This is a genomic window from Thalassobaculum litoreum DSM 18839 (assembly GCF_900102465.1).
Lineage (GTDB): Bacteria > Pseudomonadota > Alphaproteobacteria > Thalassobaculales > Thalassobaculaceae > Thalassobaculum > Thalassobaculum litoreum.
This window is the reverse complement of sequence record NZ_FNBW01000017.1, coordinates 1-20,289: the sequence shown is the minus strand read 5'-3', so window position 1 is coordinate 20,289 and position 20,289 is coordinate 1. Positions and strand designations below refer to the sequence as shown.

At 68.9% G+C, this 20,289-nt stretch carries 17 protein-coding genes, 1 pseudogene and 1 riboswitch; of the genes and pseudogenes, 15 read left to right on the top strand and 3 right to left on the bottom strand.

What is annotated here, in order from left to right; all coding sequences use genetic code 11:
• Positions 1-270 precede the first annotated feature (270 nt).
• Genes BLS34_RS21550 through BLS34_RS21530 form a run of 5 tightly spaced genes read left to right on the top strand, consistent with a single transcriptional unit; the run spans position 271 to position 6,255 of the window.
• A complete protein-coding gene (locus BLS34_RS21550) occupies positions 271-786 on the top strand; it encodes an NAD(P)H-dependent oxidoreductase subunit E (RefSeq protein WP_093153766.1) in 516 nt (171 codons plus the stop codon).
• Entirely contained in the window at positions 783-2,339 is a 1,557-nt protein-coding gene (locus tag BLS34_RS21545; RefSeq protein ID WP_093153763.1) for a formate dehydrogenase beta subunit, read from the top strand. The genes BLS34_RS21550 and BLS34_RS21545 overlap by 4 nt, the downstream gene beginning before the upstream one ends.
• Positions 2,340-2,349: 10 nt before the next feature.
• Complete coding sequence (gene fdhF / locus BLS34_RS21540; protein ID WP_093153760.1) at positions 2,350-5,196, top strand: formate dehydrogenase subunit alpha; 2,847 nt, start codon at positions 2,350-2,352, stop codon at positions 5,194-5,196.
• Between the two features lie 4 nt (positions 5,197-5,200).
• A complete protein-coding gene (fdhD, locus tag BLS34_RS21535) occupies positions 5,201-6,031 on the top strand; it encodes a formate dehydrogenase accessory sulfurtransferase FdhD (protein WP_175474335.1) in 831 nt (276 codons plus the stop codon).
• Positions 6,028-6,255 (top strand): formate dehydrogenase subunit delta, encoded by a 228-nt coding sequence (locus BLS34_RS21530; RefSeq protein ID WP_028792521.1) that lies wholly within the window; start codon positions 6,028-6,030, stop codon positions 6,253-6,255. The genes fdhD and BLS34_RS21530 overlap by 4 nt, the downstream gene beginning before the upstream one ends.
• Positions 6,256-6,259: 4 nt before the next feature.
• Here the strand turns inward: BLS34_RS21530 and BLS34_RS21525 are convergent, their stop codons facing one another.
• Positions 6,260-6,982, bottom strand: coding sequence for a GAF domain-containing sensor histidine kinase (locus tag BLS34_RS21525; RefSeq protein ID WP_093153758.1), 723 nt, complete (start codon positions 6,980-6,982; stop codon positions 6,260-6,262).
• A gap of 138 nt (positions 6,983-7,120) precedes the next feature.
• Between BLS34_RS21525 and BLS34_RS21520 the strand changes: the two genes are divergently transcribed.
• The gene (locus tag BLS34_RS21520) at positions 7,121-7,573 is read left to right on the top strand and encodes a hypothetical protein (RefSeq protein ID WP_093153755.1); all 453 of its coding nucleotides are present in this window, start codon (positions 7,121-7,123) and stop codon (positions 7,571-7,573) included.
• A 22-nt stretch (positions 7,574-7,595) separates the two neighbouring features.
• Here BLS34_RS21520 and mepK read toward each other — a convergent pair whose 3' ends face one another.
• Both mepK and BLS34_RS21510 read right to left on the bottom strand, forming a co-directional pair.
• Positions 7,596-8,165 (bottom strand): peptidoglycan L,D-endopeptidase MepK, encoded by a 570-nt coding sequence (mepK, locus tag BLS34_RS21515; RefSeq protein WP_175474333.1) that lies wholly within the window; start codon positions 8,163-8,165, stop codon positions 7,596-7,598.
• An 82-nt stretch (positions 8,166-8,247) separates the two neighbouring features.
• Entirely contained in the window at positions 8,248-9,810 is a 1,563-nt protein-coding gene (locus BLS34_RS21510) for a L,D-transpeptidase family protein (RefSeq protein ID WP_093153750.1), read from the bottom strand.
• 107 nt (positions 9,811-9,917) lie between these two features.
• A riboswitch (cobalamin riboswitch) is annotated at positions 9,918-10,127 on the top strand.
• A 122-nt stretch (positions 10,128-10,249) separates the two neighbouring features.
• On the opposite strand from BLS34_RS21510, the gene BLS34_RS21505 reads away from it, so the two are divergent.
• The 9 genes and pseudogenes from BLS34_RS21505 to BLS34_RS21465 form a co-directional block, all read left to right on the top strand.
• On the top strand, positions 10,250-12,175 hold the full coding sequence (locus tag BLS34_RS21505) for a TonB-dependent receptor domain-containing protein (RefSeq protein ID WP_175474332.1): 1,926 nt from the start codon (positions 10,250-10,252) through the stop codon (positions 12,173-12,175).
• Positions 12,176-12,190: 15 nt separating this feature from the next.
• Positions 12,191-13,006, top strand: coding sequence for an ABC transporter substrate-binding protein (locus BLS34_RS21500; RefSeq protein WP_175474331.1), 816 nt, complete (start codon positions 12,191-12,193; stop codon positions 13,004-13,006).
• Positions 13,003-14,010, top strand: coding sequence for a FecCD family ABC transporter permease (locus BLS34_RS21495; protein WP_028792517.1), 1,008 nt, complete (start codon positions 13,003-13,005; stop codon positions 14,008-14,010). Before BLS34_RS21500 ends, BLS34_RS21495 begins: the two co-directional genes overlap by 4 nt.
• Before the next feature lie 10 nt (positions 14,011-14,020).
• A complete protein-coding gene (locus BLS34_RS21490; protein WP_093153742.1) occupies positions 14,021-15,493 on the top strand; it encodes a cobyric acid synthase in 1,473 nt (490 codons plus the stop codon).
• Positions 15,490-16,443: an adenosylcobinamide-phosphate synthase CbiB gene (gene cbiB / locus BLS34_RS21485; protein ID WP_245702118.1), complete on the top strand. Its 954-nt coding sequence runs from the start codon at positions 15,490-15,492 to the stop codon at positions 16,441-16,443. Before BLS34_RS21490 ends, cbiB begins: the two co-directional genes overlap by 4 nt.
• A 14-nt stretch (positions 16,444-16,457) precedes the next feature.
• Positions 16,458-17,093, top strand: coding sequence for a cob(I)yrinic acid a,c-diamide adenosyltransferase (gene cobO, locus BLS34_RS21480; RefSeq protein ID WP_093153740.1), 636 nt, complete (start codon positions 16,458-16,460; stop codon positions 17,091-17,093).
• Between the two features lie 90 nt (positions 17,094-17,183).
• Entirely contained in the window at positions 17,184-17,717 is a 534-nt protein-coding gene (locus BLS34_RS21475; protein WP_139189420.1) for a hypothetical protein, read from the top strand.
• 421 nt (positions 17,718-18,138) lie between these two features.
• Positions 18,139-18,801 carry an OmpW/AlkL family protein gene (locus BLS34_RS21470; RefSeq protein WP_028792512.1) on the top strand — a complete coding sequence of 221 codons (663 nt, stop codon included), beginning with the start codon at positions 18,139-18,141 and terminating at the stop codon, positions 18,799-18,801.
• A 247-nt stretch (positions 18,802-19,048) separates the two neighbouring features.
• A pseudogene (locus BLS34_RS21465) lies at positions 19,049-20,289 on the top strand (hypothetical protein); the annotation flags it as partial.

Sequence of the window (20,289 nt, the reverse complement as noted above, 5' to 3'; positions counted from 1 at the left end):
CTGTGGGGACGTGCCGCCGGCGCTCCGGCAAGCGTCGCCCTCGGTCCCGGCGCGAGGCCGGGAAGACGGAGGTTTGAAGGCGGGGCGGCACCCTTGCTTCCTCCCGTACCGTGCCGCTTCCGTACCGCCGCCCTCCCGCACCGCACCATAGAGCGCGTCTATCAACACATTGAATCGTCCGATTTGACCGCAACTTGCGGCTGAGCCCATCGTCTCCGGAACACTGCGCCGTGTCGGTCGACAGTGCTGGTGAATAGGAGACAGGCACGGATGATCGAGGCTGAGAAATCGCCGCAGAACGGGCTGCCGAATGGGCTGCCGGCTGCGCCCGCCGGCGCGGTTGCCGAGGCGACCGCGGTCTGCGCCCGCCACCGCAACGATCCGGCGGCCCTTCTGGAGATCCTGCACGACCTTCAGGACCAGACCGGATACATCCCCGAGGCCGTCCTGCCGGCTATCGCGAGCGCGCTGAACCTGTCCCGCGCCGAGGTCCACGGGGTCGTCAGTTTCTATCACGATTACCGCCGCGCCCCCGCCGGACCCGTCGTCGTCAAGCTCTGCCGGGCCGAGGCCTGCCAGTCCATGGGCGCGCTGGCCCTGATCGAGACGGTCTGTGCGGCGCGCGGCATCGCGCTCGGCGGCACCTCCGAGGACGGCGTCACCATCGAGCCGGTCTATTGCCTGGGCAACTGCGCGCTCGCCCCCGCCGCCATGGTGAACGGCAGGCTGGTCGGCCGCGCCGATGCCGGCCGCCTCGACACCGCCGTGCGGGAGGCCTGCTCATGACCGTCACGCTGTACGTCCCCCGGGATTCCGCCGCCCGTTCCGTCGGCGCCGAGGCCGTCGCCAAGGCCATCGCCGCCGAGGCCGCCGCGCGTGGCGCCGACGTGACGATCGTGCGCAACGGCTCGCGCGGGATGTTCTGGCTGGAGCCGCTGGTGGAGGTGGAGACCGCCGCCGGCCGGGTCGCCTACGGGCCGGTCGCCGCCGAGGACGTGGCCTCGCTGTTCGACGACGGTCTGCTCGCCGGGGACGGCCACCACGCGCTCGCCCTCGGCCTTACCGAAGAGATCCCGTATCTGAAGCATCAGGAGCGGCTGACCTTCGCCCGGGTCGGCGTCATCGATCCGCTCGACCTCGCCTCGCTCAGCGCCTGGGGCGGCCTCGACGGGCTGAAGGCGGCCCTCGAGATGGACGGCGAGGCGATCTGCGCCGCCATCACCGAGTCCGGCCTGCGCGGCCGTGGCGGTGCGGGCTTCCCCGCCGGCATCAAGTGGAAGACGGTGCACGACCAGCCGACGGGCCAGAAATACATCTGCTGCAACGCCGACGAGGGCGACAGCGGCACCTTCGCCGACCGCATGATCATGGAGGGCGATCCCTTCACCCTGATCGAGGGCATGGCGATCGCCGGCCTCGCGGTCGGGGCGGACGACGGCTACATCTACATCCGCTCAGAATATCCCGACGCCATCGCGACCATGACCGCCGCCGCCGCGCTGATGGAGCAGGCCGGCTGGCTCGGCGAGAATATCGGCGGCAGCGGGAAGACCTTCCGTCTGCATGTGCGCCGCGGGGCCGGCGCTTATATCTGCGGCGAGGAATCGTCGATGCTGGAGAGCCTGGAGGGCAAGCGCGGCACCGTGCGGGCCAAGCCGCCGATCCCGGCGATCCACGGTCTGTTCGGCAAGCCCACCGTCGTCAACAACGTGCTGACGCTGGCCACCGTGCCGGTGATCCTGGCCAAGGGGGCCGAGTTCTACAAAGGCTTCGGCATGGGCCGGTCGCGCGGGACCAAGCCGTTCCAGCTCGCCGGCAACATCAAGCATGGTGGTCTGGTTGAGAAGGCGTTCGGCGTCACCCTGCGCCAGCTCGTGGAGGAGTTCGGCGGCGGCACCGCGTCGGGCCGGCCGTTCCGTGCCGCCCAGGTCGGCGGTCCGCTCGGCGCCTATATCGACGACTCCATGCTCGACATCGAGACCGACTACGAGAACCTGGCCGCTGCCCAGGCAATGCTCGGCCATGGCGGTATCGTGGTGTTCGACGACAGCGTCGACATGGCGGCGATGGCCCGCTTCGCCTTCGAGTTCTGCGAGATCGAGAGCTGCGGCAAGTGCACGCCCTGCCGGATCGGCGCGGTGCGCGGCAAGGAGACGGTGGAGAAGATCCAGCGCGGCGAGAACGTGGGCGCCAATCTCGAGCTGGTCGCCGATCTCTGCGAGACCATGCGCGACGGCTCGCTCTGCGCGATGGGCGGGCTGACGCCCATGCCTGTGCTCTCCGCGATGCGTCTGTTTCCCGAAGACTTTCAAAATACGCCCTTGATGGCGGCCGAGTAGGAGAGACCGGATGGCCCTTCTCAAAGAGACCGATTTCGGCACGCCGGCCAAGCAAGGCGCCCCCGTCACCCTGACCATCGACGGGGTGGACGTCACCGTGCCCGAGGGCACGTCGATCATGCGCGCCGCCTCGCAGATCGACCGGCCGATCCCCAAGCTCTGCGCCACCGACAGTCTGGACCCCTGGGGCTCCTGCCGGATGTGCCTGGTGGAAGTGGAAGGGGTAAAGGGCACACCCGCCTCCTGCACCACCCCGGTGCGCGCCGGCATGGTCGTCACCACCCAGAACGACCGCCTGGCGAAGATCCGCAAGGGGGTGATGGAGCTCTACATCTCCGACCACCCGCTGGATTGCTTGACCTGTGCCGCCAACGGCGACTGCGAGCTGCAGGACATGGCGGGCGCGGTCGGCCTGCGCGAGGTGCGCTACGGCATGGACGGCGCCAACCACTTCGAGGCCGAGAGCCGCAAGCCGGTCGATACCTCCAACCCGTATTTCCAGTTCGACCCGGCCAAGTGCATCGTCTGCTCCCGCTGCGTGCGGGCCTGCGAAGAGGTGCAGGGCACCTTCGCGCTGACCATCGACGGCCGCGGCTTCGCCTCCATGGTCTCGGCCGGCACCCAGATCGACGATTTCTTCTCGTCGGAATGCGTGTCCTGCGGCGCCTGCGTCCAGGCCTGCCCGACCGCCACGCTGATGGAAGCCTCGGTGGTCGCTAAGGGCGTGCCGACCCGCTCGGTGGAGACCACCTGCGCCTATTGCGGCGTGGGCTGCTCGTTCAAGGCGGAGCTGCAGGGCGATCAGGTCGTGCGCATGGTCCCGCAGAAGTCCGGCGGGGCGAACGAGGGCCATTCCTGCGTGAAAGGGCGCTTCGCCTGGGGCTACGCCACCCACAAGGACCGGGTGACCACGCCGATGGTCCGCGACGCCATCACCGATCCCTGGCGCGCCGTCTCCTGGGACGAGGCGATCGGCTTCGCCGCCGACCGGTTCAAGAAGATCCAGGCCGAGCACGGCAAAGGGGCCATCGGCGGCATCACCTCGTCGCGCTGCACCAACGAGGAGGTCTATGTCGTCCAGAAGATGATCCGGGCCGCCTTCGGCAACAACAATGTCGATACCTGCGCCCGGGTCTGCCACTCGCCGACCGGCTACGGGCTGAAGACCACCTTCGGCACCTCGGCCGGCACCCAGAACTTCAAGTCGGTGGAGAAGGCGGACGTCATCCTGCTGATCGGCGCGAACCCGACCGACGGCCACCCGGTCTTCGCGTCGCGCATGAAGAAGCGGCTGCGCGAGGGGGCACAGATCATCGTCCTCGACCCGCGCCGCATCGACCTTGTGAAGTCGCCGCACATCAAGGCGGCCCATCACGTGCAGCTCCGCCCCGGCACCAACGTGGCGGTGATGAACGCGCTGGCCCATACCATCGTCACCGAGGGGCTGGTCGACGAAAAATTCGTCGCCGAGCGCTGCGAGGATGCCGATTTCGACCGCTGGCGGGCCTTCGTCGCCGAGGAGCGCAACTCGCCGGAAACCCTGGCCGAGCGCATCGGCGTCGAGCCGGAGACCCTGCGGGCGGCCGCCCGTCTGTTCGCCACCGCCGGCAACGGCGCGATCTATTACGGCCTCGGCGTGACCGAGCACAGCCAGGGCTCGACCATGGTCATGGCCATGGCCAACCTCGCCATGGCGACCGGGAATATCGGCCGCGAGGGCGTGGGCGTGAACCCGCTGCGCGGCCAGAACAACGTGCAGGGCTCCTGCGACATGGGCAGCTTCCCGCACGAGTTCCCGGGCTACCGCCACGTGTCCGACGCCGCCACGCGGGACCTGTTCGAGAAGGCCTGGGGCCGGCCGCTGCTGGCCGAGCCGGGGCTGCGCATCCCCAACATGCTGGCCGCCGCCATCGACGGCACCTATCGCGGCATCTTCGTCCAGGGCGAGGACATTGCCCAGTCCGACCCCAACACCGTGCATGTGACGGCAGCGCTGGAGGCGATGGACTGCGTGGTGGTGCAGGACCTGTTCCTGAACGAGACCGCCGGCTACGCCCATGTGTTCCTGCCGGGCACCTCGTTCCTGGAGAAGGACGGTACCTTCACCAACGCCGAGCGGCGCATCAACCGGGTGCGCCCGGTGATGAAGGAGGCGACCGGCCTCAGCGAATGGGAGGCGGTGAGCCGTCTCGCTGCGGCCATGGGCTATGACGGCATGACCTACGCCTCGGCGGCGGAGATCATGGATGAGATCGCCGCCCTGACCCCCACCTTCGCCGGCGTGAGCCACGCCCGTCTGGACAGTGGTGCGTCCCTGCAATGGCCGGTGAACGCCGCCGCCCCGGACGGCACGCCGACCATGCACAAGGACGGCTTCGTGCGCGGCAAGGGCCGGTTCATGGTGACGGAATACGTCGCCACGGACGAGCGTACCAACCGCCACTTCCCGCTGATCCTCACCACGGGCCGGATCCTCAGCCAGTACAATGTGGGGGCGCAGACACGGCGGACCGAGAACGGTCGCTGGCATGCCGAGGATGTTCTGGAGGTCCACCCGCACGATGCCGAGGAGCGCGGCATCGGCGAGGGCGACATGGTCAGCATCGGCTCGCGTATCGGCGCCACCGTGCTGCGGGCCACGATCACCGACCGGGTGCCGCAGGGCGTCGTCTACACCACCTTCCACCACCCGGTGAGCGGCGCCAACGTCATCACCACAGAGTTCTCCGACTGGGCGACCAACTGCCCCGAATACAAGGTGACGGCGGTGCAGGTGACGAAGTCGAACCAGCCCTCGGACTGGCAGGAGCACTTCCGCGACGTGCACGAACGCCAGTTCGTGGTCGCGGCGGAGTAGGGCCGTGGAGATCCGGCGCCTCGACGGCAAGGCGAGCGAGGTCTCGCCCGAGGTCACCGGTCGTCTGGTGACCGGGGGCGACGCGCGTCCGCAGGCCTGGCAGGTGCCGCAGGAGACGCCCGTCGCGGTGCTGGTCAACGGCGACAGCTTCGCCGTGATGATGGCGACCCCGGCCGATTTGGAGGATTTCGCCGTCGGCTTCGCGCTGACCGAAGGCATCGTCCCCTCGGCCGCCAGGATCGAGAGCCTGCGGATCGGCGAGGCGGGGGACGGCTATCTGCTGAACCTGCGGGTCGCCGCCCGCCATGCCGAAGCCGCCCAGGACCGCAAGCGCACCATCGCCGGCCGTTCGGGCTGCGGCATCTGCGGTGCGCAGACCATCGAGGCGGCGGTGCCGCGCCCGCCCCGGGTGCAGGGCCGTACGCCGGAGGCCGAGGCGCTGACCCGGGCCTACGACGCCCTGCGCGACGTCCAGGTGATGAACCGCACCAACCACTCCACCCACGCCGCCGCGTTCTGCCGGTCGGATGGGCGTATCGAGCGGGTGCGCGAGGATATCGGCCGGCACAACGCGCTGGACAAACTGATCGGCTCGCTCGCCCGCGACGGCCTGGATGCCCGCGACGGCTTCATCCTGATGTCGAGCCGGATCAGCGTCGAACTGGTTCAGAAGGCCGCGGTCGCCGGCGCGCCGTTCCTGGCCGCGGTGTCGGCGCCCAGCAAGCTGGCGATCGACGTGGCCGGGCGCTGCGGCATGGGGCTGGCGAGCCTTGCCGGCGACGGGATCATGGTTTTCGAGCCGGGAGCGAACACACGCACGGAGCAGGTGGCATGAAACGCCAGGACATTGTCCGCATGACCAATCAGATCGCCGACTTCCACCGGCCCTACCCCCGGGAGGAGGCGGTTGCCGGGGTGGCCCAGCACATCATCGATTTCTGGGACCCCCGCATGCGCGCCGACCTCGCCACCCAGCTCGCCGAAGACGAAGCCGGGTTCGACGAGCTCGCCCTGGCGGGAGCGAAGAGGGCGGCACAGAAACAGGCAGCCCACGCCTGAAAGCCTAAAGCTTGTCGGCGCGGTCGCCCGGTTCGTCGAGCAGCCGCCCCAGGGTCTCGTCGAGGTCGCGGCCCGCGCGGGCGATGATGTCCAGATATTCGCGGGCGCGCTGTGGATCGGCGTCATAGACCCCGCTGCACAGCGCCTCGGAGAAGCCGACGATGGCGTTCAGCGGCGTGCGGATCTCGTGGCTGACCTGGGACGAGAACATGCCGGTCGCCTGCTGCATGTTGGTGCGCAGCAGCCGGTAGCGCATCAGGTCCATCGTCGTTTCCGCGAGATCCTTCAGGGCCTCCATCTGGTCGTCGGTGAAGTGTCGCGGCCTCGTGTCGACGGCGCAGAGCGAGCCCAGCGCGAATCCGTCCTCTGTGATCAACGGCACGCCGGCATAGGCGCGGATATGGGGCGCACCGATCACCAGGGGATTCTCCTTGAAGCGCGGGTCTTCCAGAGTGTCCTCCACGACCATCGGCGTGCGCTGCAGAATCGTGTAGGAGCAGAAGGAGACATCACGCCCCGTCTCGCTGATCGACAGCCCACAGGCGGATTTGAACCACTGCCGGTCGCGGTCGACCAGGGAGACCGCTGAGATCGGCGTGTCCATGACCCGTGCGGCCATTCGTGCTATACGGTCGAAGCCTTCTTCGGGCGGCGTATCCAGGATCTGGAACCAGATGAGCTGGGTCAGCCGATTTTTCTCATTGCTGGGGAGAGGGACGCTCAACATGCCTGCGGTACCTAGTTTCAGCGCGAAGCCCTGTCGGCCTGGAACCGACCGGAAAGCCTGCGGAAAAGACGGTCTGTAACTCGGCCATTATACGAATTTGCCGAAAAGTTCTGTTAATTTCGAAAGGTATTGAGAGAAATGAGATGCCTGCTCGGATACCCAGCCGCCGGCCGGCGCTTCGGCGCGGTGTCCGCGGTGCTTCTCGCCGCCATCCTGGCGTCCTGCGCCGGAAACGAACCCCGTTCTGGCGTGCTGAGCGCGGAGCAGATCCGTGAGACCGTGACCGGCAACGCGCTCACCCGCTGCGGTACGCGGCTGCTGGGCCAGTGGCGCTATACCGCCCGCCACGGACGCGACGGCAGCTTGGAGGCGGTGGTCTTGGCCGGGGCGCGGCGCGAGGATGCCGCCGGCGTCTGGCGGGTCACCGAGGACGGTCTGTACTGCCGTACCTGGAACAACGACTGGGCCGGGGGTCGGGAAGGGTGCTTTCGCGTCACCCGGAACGGTGACGCGCTGACCTTTGACCATGTCAGCGGCGCTGCCGGCGAGGCGGCCAGCTACACCTATTCCCTGGGGGAGGCCTGCCCCTGAGAGGCGGGCAGGGCGGGGCGGATCACGCCCCCCAGGTCCGTGGCTCGCCGCAGTCGATATGGACGAAATTGGAGCGGGAATAGAGGCCGACGCCGCCACGGTTCATGGCGATCGCTGCCTTGGCGATGGTGCTCACCCGCAGGCCGGGCACGCGGATGTCCAGCGCCATGCCCTGCATGTGCAGGCTGCGCTTGGCCACGCCCGAACTGTTGGCCCGGAGCGCCTCGTTGGTCTTGGGTGAGCGGTAGCCGCAGACGATGCCGATGCGCTGGGTGATGTCGAGCCGGAACGTCAGGTCGTGCAGGTAGTCCAGCACCCGGGTGTCGATCGCATGGACCGTCCCGTCGCGGTGGTCGCGCAGACAGTAGTTGATCTTGCGCAGCGCCTCGGTGTCGTAGCGGCCGTTGCGGAAATAGGTGATGTCGAGCCGCTCGTCGGTATGCAGGTGCTCGATCTTCAGCTTGCGGGTGTCGTGCGCCGCGACGATGGCCGAGCGGGCCGGCGTGCCGCCGGTCATCAGCAGTGCCAAAGCGCCCAGGGCAGCCCGTCGCGTAACCCGGCGTCGGGGCGAGGAAGCGAAGTGTTCCGTCATGTCCGATGGTCTCCGAGGCGCCGAGGCGCGAGAAAACCTCTTTCCTTCGGTTCGCGCCGGCGCGCAAGCGTTTTCGTCGCCGTCAGATCAATCCCAGCGCGTTCGCCAGCAGGGAGTCGCGGCCATAGATGTCGTCGCGGAATTCCACGGTGCCGCCCTCGCCGATCCAGGCGGTCAGATAGGTCAGGTGCACCGGCACGGGGGTCTTCAGGTTGACCCGGGCGGTCTTCTTGCCGTCGAGGATCTTTCGGACCTGTGTGGGGTCCTGGCCGTCGGCGGCCAGCATCACCTCGGCCAGGGTGATCGGCTTCTGCAGCCGGATGCAGCCCGAGCTGAAGTTGCGGACCGACTTGGCGAACAGTTCGCGCGCCGGGGTGTCGTGCAGATAGACGTCGAACTGGTTGGGGAACATGAACTTCACCTGACCCAGGGCGTTCTTCTCGCCCGGCGCCTGGCGCAGGCGGTAGGGGAACCGGCCCTTGGGGATGGCGGCCCAGTCGACGCTGGCCGGGTCGACCTGCGGCGCGCCGTCCTGGTAGCCGGCATAGAGCTCGTAGCCGCCCGCCGTCAGGTAGGACGGATCCTTCTTGATCTTCGGCAGCAGGTCCTGGGCCGCGATCTTCGCCGGCACGCTCCAGGTCGGGTTGAACTCCAGGTAGCGGATCGTGTCGCTGAAGACCGGCGTCTCCCGGTAGGGGCGGCCGACGATCACCCGCATGGCCAGCCGGGTCACCCCGCCGACCACATAGTCGAGCTCGAATCCGGCCATGTTGACGAACACGTGGTCGTCGCCGAATTCGTCCGGCATCCAGCGGAACCGTTCCATGTTGAGCACGATTTGACGGACGCGGTCCCGCACCGGCACGTTCATCGCCGCCACCGTCTTGGCGCCGATGGCGCCGTCGGCATCCAGCCCGTGGCGGCGCTGGAACTGGCGCACGGCGCTTTCCAGGGCCGGGTCGTAGAGGTCCGTCGCTCCGGAGGCCGGCGTCAGGTCGGCGGTGGAGGAGAGGCGGCGCCGCACTTCGGAAACCCGGGGATCGGTCATGCCCGGTTTCAGGGTCGGACCCTCCGGCACCGGGTGCCAGCCGCCGGAGCGGGCCAGCGCGCGGTAGTCCAACAGCAGCCGGCGCAGGCGGCGGTAGATCGGATTGCCCGGCGCCAGATCGGCCATCGCCTTGGCGGTTTCGGGCGCGGCATGCACCGCGTCCAGCAGCGCCAGCCCGTCGACGTCGCGCGGGAACACGAACAGCTCGGGATCGACCTTCTTCGGTGCCACCCGGCCGGCCTGCAGGTCGGTCAGATAACGCAGCAGCGTCCGGCTGACCGCCTGGTCCAGGCTCTCCGGCGAGTCGGCGGCGGGAAGCGTGAAATCGGCCGGACGCAGACCTTGGCGCTCTGCCCGTTCCAGGACCCGGACGACGGCGGCACCCTTGGCATTGAGCGTCGGGACCTCATTCTCCTCGACCCAGGCATACCCGTCCGCCCGTGCGGCGAGGAACGCCGCAACGACCGGGTCCGGCGCGAAGTCAGCCGTCGAGTCCGGCGTTGGATCCGAACTCTGGGCGAGCGCCGGCGCCGTCAGCGAAATCAGAAGGGCCAGCGCGGCGGCGAGGATGGCACGGACTGGGGTCGGGCCGGTCATTCGAAGGCTCCCGCGTTCCGGTTGTCTAAAGGGTCGATGGTTCAACGGAACCCTATGACGTCAAAGCGAAGATTGACAGGCCGACCCCTCGACCGTAGCGTCCGGCCGTCAATCGCATGTGGTGTCCCGACCCACGAAACTGGGTCGGGATGAAACGGGAAGCCGGTCAGACTCCGGCACTGCCCCCGCAACGGTAGGCGAGGTTGATCCGTCGCAGAACGCCACTGTGCCGACATGGCATGGGAAGGCGCGGCACGATCTGGACCCCCGGGTCCGCCCTCGCGAGTCCGGAGACCGGCCACGGCGTGAAACCTCGATATCGCGGGGCGCGATGATCGGGTTCGGCCGTGGACCCGTGTCCCGGGCCGTCCCCTTCCATCCCTTCCGTCGATGTCGCTTTGCAACGCCGCGCGGGTGTGCGTCGGACGAGGAGGATGGAATGACTTTCGAGAACCGCCTGATCACGGGCCGATCCCTGACAGGAGCAGCGCTGGTCGCCGCTCTGATGGCCGCCGGGGCGCTCCCGGGGCAGGCCCAGCAGATTGGGGGCCAACAGGTGGCGGCCGGCGAGCGGGCCGCCGTGAGCACGTCGGACGAGGTGATCGTCACCGCCTCGCGCATCGCGGAGACCGCCGACGAGACCCTGGCGCCGGTCAGTGTGATCACCCGCGAGGAGATCGAGCGCCGCCAGATCCGCTCCGTGCCGGATGCCCTGCGCCGGGTACCGGGCCTGACCCTGACCAACAACGGCGGGGTGGGCAAGGCGACCTCGGTCTTCCTGCGCGGTGCCGAGAGCGACCACGTGCTGGTGCTGATCAACGGCGTGAAGGTCGGCTCGGCGACGCTCGGCACCTTCAATTTCGAGAGTCTGTCGATCGACGACGTGGAACGGATCGAGGTCGTGCGCGGCCCGCGCTCCCACCTCTACGGCTCCGAGGCGCTGGGCGGCATCATCCAGATCTTCACCCGCAAGCCGACCGAGACGACCCGCGCCCATGCCAGCGTCGGCTATGGCAGCAACGATACGATGGAAGGGACCGCTGGCTTCTCCGGCCGGGCCTCCGGTATCGGCTTTTCGGCCAGCACCAACTACATCCGCACCGACGGCATCAACTCCTGCGGCAACGGCACGACCGTTCCAGGCGGCGGCTGCTTCGCCAACCAGCCGGACAAGGACGGCTTCGAGCGGAGCTCGGTAACTGGCGCGCTCGACTACGCTTTCTCTAATGGTATCAAGATGGAAGCGACCGGTCTTTATGCGACGAGTGAGAACGAGTACGACGGCTCGACCTCCAACGAATCCGAGGCGGTGAATTATGTGCTCGGTCTGCGTGCCCTGGCCTCGCCGACCGACTTCTGGGATGTGACCGTCGCCGCCGGCCACACCGTGGACGACGCCGATAACTTCCTCGATGGAACATACGAATCGACGTTTGAAACAGAGCGCAACTCACTGTCTTTGCAGAATGATCTCTATCTTCTGGAAGATCAGGTGACGACGCTAGGCGCCGACTTCCAGCGCGATCTGGTCGGTGGCTCGACCGACTATGTGGAGGACAGCCGCGACAATACGGGCGTGTTCGCCCAGCACCGGGCCGAGTTCGGCCGCCACACCGTCCAGCTCAGCGGCCGGGTGGACGAGAACGAGCAGTTCGGCGGTCATCTGACCGGCGGTGCCGCCTATGGCTACCGGATCACCGATAACCTGCGGGCGACGGCCTCCTATGGCACCGCGTTCAAGGCGCCGTCCTTCAACGATCTGTATTATCCGGGTTTCGGCAACGAGGACCTGGAGCCGGAGCGCTCGGAGAGCGCCGAGATCGGCCTGGCGGCCAAGGTCGGCGGCTTCGAGTTGGGGGCGAACCTGTTCCACACCGAGATCGACGACCTGATCGCCTATGACAGCTCGATCTTCGCCCCGGCCAATGTCGATAAGGCGCGGATCACCGGCCTGGAGCTGACCGCCTCGGGCGAGGTGGCGGGCTTCCTGCTGTCGGCCGGCGCCACCTTCCTCGACCCGGTGAACGCGTCGGGCGGCGCCAATGACGGCAACCAGTTGCCGCGTCGGGCCGAGCAGGTCTACACCCTGTCCGTCGACCGGGCGCTGGGCGGTCTCGGCCTGGGTCTCGGTGAGTTTGCGGTCGGCGGCGACGTCCATCACGAGAGCGAGCGCTACGACAATCTGGCCAACACCACCAAGCTGGACGCCTATACCACCCTCGATCTGCGCGCGAGCTGGGAGGCGACGGAGAACTGGGGCGTGGACGTCAAGCTCTCCAACCTGTTCGACGAGGACTACAAGACGGCGGCCTATTACAACCAGCAGGGCCGGGCGTTCTTCCTACGCCTGACCTACCGGCGCTAGGCCATGAGGCGGATGGTGCTCGCGTTGGTCGCCGGCCTGCTCTGGGCGGGCCCGGCCGCCGCGGCGCCATCCACCCCCGCCGTGGTGTCCATTGACTACTGCGCCGACCAGTATGTGCTGGCGCTGGCCGACCGGGGGCAGATCCATGGCGTGTCGCCCCGCGCCCGCCAGGCCTTCTCCTATCACCGGGAGCGGGCCGCCGACGTGCCTGTGGTCGAGCCGGTGGCCGAGGCCATCCTGCATGCCGGGCCGGATCTGGTGGTGCGGTTCTGGGGCGGCAACCAGCGGCTGGTCTCGATGCTTGAACGCGTCGGCGTCGACACGGTCAACATCCTCTACGGTCACGACACCGAGACCATCTTCGGCAACCTGACCAAGGTGGCGTCGGCGTTGGGTCGCGCGGACGAGGCCTCCGGACTGATCGCCGACCAGCGCGCCCGCATCGCCGCCCTGGAGGCCAGACCACGGCTGAACCTGCGCGCACTCTACCTGACGCCCAGCGGCACCACCGGCGGGGCCGGCACCGATGTGGACGGCATGATCCGGCTCGCCGGGCTGGAGAACATGGCCGCCGAGCTGGGCTATCGCGGCTGGCGCACGGTCTCGCTGGAGGAACTCCTGATGAACCCGCCGGACGTCTTCATCGGCAGCTTCTTCGACGACGCCGACGTGTCCCGCTCCTCCTGGTCGCCGGCGCGCCATCCGCGTCTGGCCCGGATGATGGGGGCCGTGCGCACGGTGCCGGTGCCCGGAAGGTTCCTGTCCTGCAGCGGCCTGTTCTCCGTCGATGCGGCCGAATACATCCGCGCGACCCTGGACGGTACGCGATGAGCGGGGCGGTGGAGATCGGCGACCGGGTCCTGCTGCCCGTGCTGGCCGTGGTGCTGCTCGCGGCGGCCCTGGTGTCCCTGTGCATCGGCGCTGCGCCGCTGTCGCCCGCCGACGTGCTGTCGGCCCTGCTCGGCGGCGGCGGAGAGGTGGAGCGGATCATCGTCTTCGAGCTGCGCCTGCCCCGCGTGGCCCTCGGCATATTGCTGGGGGCGGTGCTCGGTTTCTCCGGGGCCGCACTCCAGGGTCTGCTGCGCAATCCGCTGGCCGATCCGGGGGTGATCGGCGTGACGGCGGCCGCTGGGTTCGGCGCGGTGGTGGCGATCGGCTTCGGCCTTGCCGCGATCTCGGTGCTGATGGTGCCGCTGGCGGCCATCGCGGGAGCGGCGGTGGCGACGGTGCTGCTGTTTGCCGTGGCGGCCCGCAACGACAGCCTGCTGGTGCTGATCCTGACCGGCATCGGCATCTCCAGCCTGGCGACGGCGCTGACCTCGCTCGCCTTCAACCTCGCGCCCGATCCGATCACCCTGCGCGACATGATCCTGTGGCTGCTCGGCTCGCTGGAGAACCGCACCACCACCGACCTCGCCATCGCCGCGCCCTTCGTGCTGCTCGGCTGGGCCGCCATGGCGACCATCGGGCGCGGCCTCGACGCGCTGAGCCTGGGCGAGGAGACGACCCGGTCGCTCGGCATCGATGTCGGCCGTCTGCGCTGGCGGGTGGTGCTCGGTGTGTCGGCCTCGGTCGGCGCCATGGTCGCGGTGTGCGGCGCCGTCGGTTTCGTCGGACTGGTGGTCCCGCATATGGTCCGGCCCTTCGTCGGCTACCGGCCTGGACGGGTATTGGTGGCGAGCGCGCTGGGCGGCGCTGTGCTGATCACCCTGGCCGACCTGCTCACCCGGATCCCGACCGGCGGCGAGCGGCTCCAGCTCGGCGTGGTCACCGCCCTGATCGGCGCGCCGGTCTTCATCTGGATCGTCCAGCGCTCCTGGATGGCGTCGCGATGAGGCGGGGGCGATGACCGGCCGGGCGCTGATGCTCCAGGGGACGGGCTCCGATGTCGGCAAGTCGGTGCTGACCGCCGGGCTGTGCCGCGCGTTCGTGCGGCGCGGACTGACCGTGCGGCCGTTCAAGCCGCAGAACATGTCCAACAACGCCGCCGTGGCCGACGACGCGGAAGGTGGCGGCGGCGAGATCGGCCGGGCCCAGTGGCTCCAGGCCCTGGCCTGCGGTGTCGCGCCGAGTGTCCACATGAACCCGGTCCTGCTGAAGCCGAACAGCGACACCGGCTCCCAGGTCGTCCTGCGCGGCCGGGCGCTGGAGGTCGCGGAGGCGCGGCAGTACTGGAGCACGCGCGGATCGCTGCTGGCCCCGGTTATCGAGAGCTTCGAGCACCTGAAGGCCCAGGCCGATATCGTCGTGGTGGAAGGGGCCGGCAGTGCGGCCGAGGCCAATCTGCGCCATGGCGACATTGCCAATATGGGCTTCGCCGTGCCGACCCGAACGCCGGTGGTGCTGGTGGGCGACATCAACCGGGGCGGGGTGATCGCCGCCCTGGTGGGGACCCAGGCGGTGCTGGATTCCGCCGATCGGGAGATGGTGGCCGGCTTCATCGTCAACCTGTTCCGCGGCGACCCGCGTCTGTTCGACGACGGGCTCGCCATGATCGCCGAGCGCACCGGCTGGCGCAGCTTCGGCGTCGTGCCCTTCCTGCCGCAGATCAAGGCGCTGCCGGCCGAGGACGCGGTGGTACTGGAGCAGGGGCGGGCCGGGGAGGACGGCCGCATCGTCGTCGCCGTGCCGATGTTTTCCCGCATCGCCAACTTCGACGACCTCGATCCGCTGCGGGCCGATCCGGCCTTCGACGTGCGGTTCTGCCCGCCGGGCACCCCCTTGCCGGGCGATGCCGCCCTCGTGGTGCTGCCGGGTACCAAGTCGACCCTGTCGGACCTGCGGTTTCTGAAGGCCCAGGGCTGGGACATCGACATCCGCGCCCATGTGCGCCGGGGCGGCCGGGTGCTCGGCCTGTGCGGCGGCTACCAAATGCTCGGGACCTGGGTGCGCGACCCGGACGGCATCGAGGGGCCGGCGGGCGAGGAGGCGGGGCTCGGCCTGCTCGACGTCGAGACCGTCATCGAACCGGCCAAGACCGTGCGCAACGCGGTGTGCCGCAGCGCCCTCCTGGACGCGGAGGCCACCGGCTACGAGATCCATGCCGGGCGCACGACCGGGCCGGGGCTGGCCCGCGCCTTCCTGGAGCGTGCCGGCGAGACCATCGGTATCCTGTCCTCCGACGGCCTGGTTGTCGGCACCTATCTGCACGGCATGCTCGGCGACGATGCGTTCCGAGCCAGGTATCTGCAGTTCGCCGGTCTGTCCGGCACCCCGGGCCTGGTGTTCGCCGAGCAGGTGGACACGGCCCTGGATGCCCTGGCCATCGCGCTGGAGGCACATCTGGACGTGGATGCCCTGCTGGAGGCCGCCCGGTGAGCGCGGTCGTGATCGCAGGTGCCATGGCGCTGGACGCGGTGACCGGCGATCCCCGGTCGCTCTACGCCCGCGTCCCGCATCCGGTCACGCTCATGGCCCGCAGCCTCGTGGCGCTGGAGACCCGACTGAACCGGCCGGAGGATGCCGACAGCCGCCGCCGGACGCTGGGGGTCGTGAGTCTGGTCGTCTATGTCGGCGGCTGGACCGCCCTGGGCGTGGGGTTGGCGCGGCTGCTCGACGGGCCGATGGGCACGCTGCTGCTGATCGCGCTCGCCTCCACCCTGTTGGCCGGACGCGATCTGCTCGACCAGGTGGGGGTCGTCGCCGAGGCGATGGACGGCCCGGAAGATCTGACAGCGGCCCGCTCGGCCGTCGGCCGGATCGTCGGGCGCGAGACGGCGTCGCTCGACCGCCCCGCCGTCGCCCGCGCCGCCATCGAGAGCCTGGCGGAGAACCTGTCCGACGGGTTCGTGGCTCCCGTGTTCTGGTTCGCGGTCGCCGGGCTCCCGGGACTGGTGGCCTATAAGGCGATCAACACCGCCGACAGCCTGATCGGCCATCGCAACGCGCGCTATCAGGCCTTCGGCTGGGCGGCGGCCCGGCTTGACGATCTGGCAAACTGGATCCCGGCTCGCCTCACCGCCGCGCTGCTGGCCCTGGCCGCGACGCGGGAAGGACGGGCAGGTGAGGCCTGGTCCACCGCCCGCCGCGATGCCCGCCGGCACCTGTCGCCCAATGCCGGATGGCCGGAAGCCGCCATGGCCGGGGCGCTGGGCATCCGGCTCGGCGGTCCGCGCCGTTACGGCGCCGAGCAGGTGGATGGCGCCTGGTTCGGCTCCGGCCGCGAGGATGCCGATACCTCCGACCTGTCCCGCGCGCTGCAACTCGCCCGCCGGGTCTGGGTCGCCCTGATCGCGACAGCCCTGACCGTCGCGCTCATCTCCGACTGACCAGGAAGGATACCATGACCGAGACAGAGGATTCCGCCCGCGCCGAGACCCATCGCGCCGAGGCCCACCGCGCCGAGATGAAGCGGGTGCAGGCCGAGCATCGCGCCCGCATGAAGATGAAGCAGAAATCCGAGCGCGGCCTGCTCGCCGTCCACACCGGCGACGGCAAGGGCAAGTCGACCGCCGCCTTCGGCACCATCATCCGCGCGCTCGGCTGGGGCCGGTCCGTGGGCGTGGTGCAGTTCATCAAGGGCACCTGGAAGACCGGCGAGAACGAGTTCTTCAAGCGCTTCCCCGACCTGCTGACCTTCAAGCGCATGGGCGACGGTTTCACCTGGGACACCCAGGACCGCGACCAGGATATCCGGGCCGCCAAGGCGGCGTGGGACGCGGCCCAGGAGATGTTCACCGGCGGCGAATATGACCTGGTGGTGCTGGACGAGCTGAGCATCGCCCTGCGCTACGAGTACCTGGAGGTGGCCGACGTGGTGGAGGCCCTGGCCGGCCGGCATCCGCGCACCACCGTGATCGTCACCGGCCGCGACGCGCCGGCGGCGCTGATCGAGTCGGCCGATCTGGTCACCGAGATGACCAAGGTGAAGCATCCCTTCGATGCCGGCATAAAGGCTGCCTCCGGGTTCGATTACTGAGAGCGTCACCGCCCGGGTTTGCAACTTCGGGGCCTTGAGCGCAGACTTTCCGCTGGCTGGTTCGCCTGACGTCTGGCTGGAGGATATCCGATGGCTCGAGACCTGCGCCCGAAGCCGGGAGGGTCCCCGTCTCCGCATCGCGCCGAGGAGGAGGTGGAGGACGATCCCTTTAACCCTGTCGACAACGATCCGAGCGCGCTCGACGACCTGACACATGCGGAGTTCATCGCGATCTATCGCGACGCCTCGGACAACATTCGCTTCGCCAAGGAGCAGATGTGGCGCTCGCTGCTGTACTTCAGCGCCGGCGCCATCGCCGTCACCGGCTACGGCGTGGTCACCAAGTGGAGCGATCCGCAGCTCTCCCAGTATCTGCTGGTGATCATCTGGCTGTGCAGCATTCTCACCGTGCTGATCATCCTCAGTCTGCAGTGGTGGCAGTCGGCGGAGCACCAGAAGATCGCCTTCGTCACCGCGAAGTGGTCGAGCTTCGCCACCGCCGCGCGGCGCCGCAAGTCCAAGGGCATGAGTGACGTCCAGCGCTACGGCATGCTGGCAGCGATGATCCTGTACCTGGAACTCGTCACCATCGCCGTGACGCGGATCTTCACGGTCCAATACTAGCCCCGGCTCGGCCGCGCCCGCCGCCTCCTAGCCCGCCATCGCCTAGCCCGCCGTCATCAAGTCCGCCGTCACCGGGCCTATCGCCTGCTCTCGCGATCGCCGCTCCTTCTTCTACACCGTCTTCCCGGCCTCGCGCCGGGACCGAGGGCGACGCTTGCAGGCGCATCTCATGGGTATCTCGACCGATCCAGTCGCTCCCATTCTCGATCCCGGCGCGTGGCCGGGAAGACGAGAGGGGAGAAGGGGGAGTAAGCGGCTGGCGCTCAACGCATCCGCATTTTCCAGCACTTCCGGATTCTCCTGCTCCGGCCCCGAAAAATGTGGGGCTTCGCGGGTGCGGTGTTGATCTGGGTCAAAGCCGGAGGGATCGGACGGGCGCAAGTAGCCCGTATCGACCACCTCACCAGGAAAGAACGGATCCATGAGTATCTCCGGGAAACTGACGGTCATGGCAGCCACCGCGGCGATAGTGGGCGCCCTCACGGCGATCGGCGGCGCGGCCCAGGCGCAGACCGTCGAGTACAAGCCCAAATCGGCGGGCGATTTCGTGATCCGCGCCCGCGGCATCGCCATGGTGCCGGACGAAAGCACCTCCACCAACGACATCGCCACCGGCGGGGGCGAGCTGAGCAACGACTACGCGCCGGAAGTCGATTTCTCCTATTTCATCACCGACAACATCGCCGTCGAACTGATCGCGGCGACGACCAAGCACGATCTCGACTGGAAGAACCCGGATGTGGACCTCGGCTCGGTCTGGCTGCTGCCGCCGACCCTGACGGTGCAGTACCACTTCATGCCGAAGGAGCGCTTCAGCCCCTATATCGGCGCCGGCCTGAACTACACCTTCTTCTACAACGAGAAGTCCGGTGCGGCGCAGTCGATCTCCTACGACAACGGCATCGGCTACGCCCTGCAGGCCGGTTTCGACTACGCGATCTCCGGCCCGTGGTCGCTGAACGTCGACGTCAAGAAGGTGTTCCTCGACACCAAGGTGACCGCCGATCTGGGGGCCGGCCCGGTGGAGGTCGATGCCGATCTCGATCCGTGGGTCTTCGGTGTGGGCGTCGGCTACCGCTTCTGAGTCCGGCCTTTTCGCGGCTCCGTCCCGGTTCCGCCTGGGGGCGGGGCCGTTTTCAGTTGAGCCCCGAGGCAGCCGACGGGGCGGTTTCAGGGGTCAATACGGTCGTTTGCATATCTTTATGGCCGAATACTTTCGACGGACCGTGGTTCCGCTTTCCGCAATGCGGGAAATCACGGTCGCCCGGGTAAATAGATTGTATTTGATCTAAAATGTACTATAGTCCTCTCAGGGATAGGGGGGACGTTGCATGGCCGACAATCGACAGGACTTGGATGCCGAGGCGGATACCGGCATCGCGGAAGGCGGTGCGACCGAGACTCCGCAGCGCTCGGAGCGGCCCGGCGCCCCCGAAGGTGAGTCCGCCGATACCTCCGGCCAGGGCGACGATCCGCGGTCGGCCGACGGCAATGTCCATCTCGGCTCCCAGCGAAATCCCGACACCTCCACGGTCGAACAGTCCGACCAGCGCACCGTCCAGAACGAGGATGTGAGCATCCGCGAGGCCGAGGCGCGCCGGACGGGGCAGGGCAGCGAGTCCGAACGTCAGGGCGAGACCGGCGAGGCCCAGGCTCAGGGCGGTGCCGCCCAGAACCGTGGCGGCCGCGAAGCCTCCGAGCGTACGGAGAGCGACCGGGGCGAGGGGCGGATCGGCGGCAACGACCGGTCAACCGCCGGCGAGGGTTCGGCAGAGACCGGTGGGCAGGCCATTGGGTCCGGAACATCCGGGCCGGGCGATACCGGCGGCGTGGCCTCCGGGACGGTCGGGGCCGGGGATCTGGCGGCGACCTCCGCGGGCCGGCCGGGCGGCGGCGATGGAGCGGGCTCCCAGGCGGATGGCGACGACCCGGCCTCCGGCGGAGCGGCGGCCCAGCAGGCCGGCGCATCCGAGGCCGATACCGGCGGCGCGCCAAACGACGCCTCGGCCGGAGCGGCGGCATCCGGCCGCTCGGACGGATCGGTCACCGCCGGAGACGATGGCGGTGCCGTCGGCGGCATGGCGGGCGACGATCTGGGCCCTGGCGAGGGTGCGCCTCTGCCCGGCGCGGCGCAACGGTCCGCTGCGTCTTCGGATCAGGACAGCCGCGACACCCGAAGCGCCGGGCGCGACGGAGGCGGCCGCGACGCGGACAGCGGCGCCGGCCAATCCGGCTCGACCGGCGACGGCCGGATCGGCCGCACGGACGCGACATCCGACGGCACGCAGGTCGGCGCCGGCACGGGCGTCCAGACCCGCACCGGCACGGACACCGGACAGGACACCACCGCTCAGCCCGGCACGTCGGGAACGACCGGCTCGACCGCCGGCCCGACCCAGGACACCCAGCCGACCGCGACCACCCGCGGCAGCAGCACCGACGACGTGGTCGACGAGACCGCCACCAGCCCGCTGTCCGGCACCGCCCCCGACCCGACCCCGCCCCCAACCGTCGAGGACACTGTCTCCGGCGGCGACGATACGGTCCCGTCGGGTGAGGACACCACGAGCGG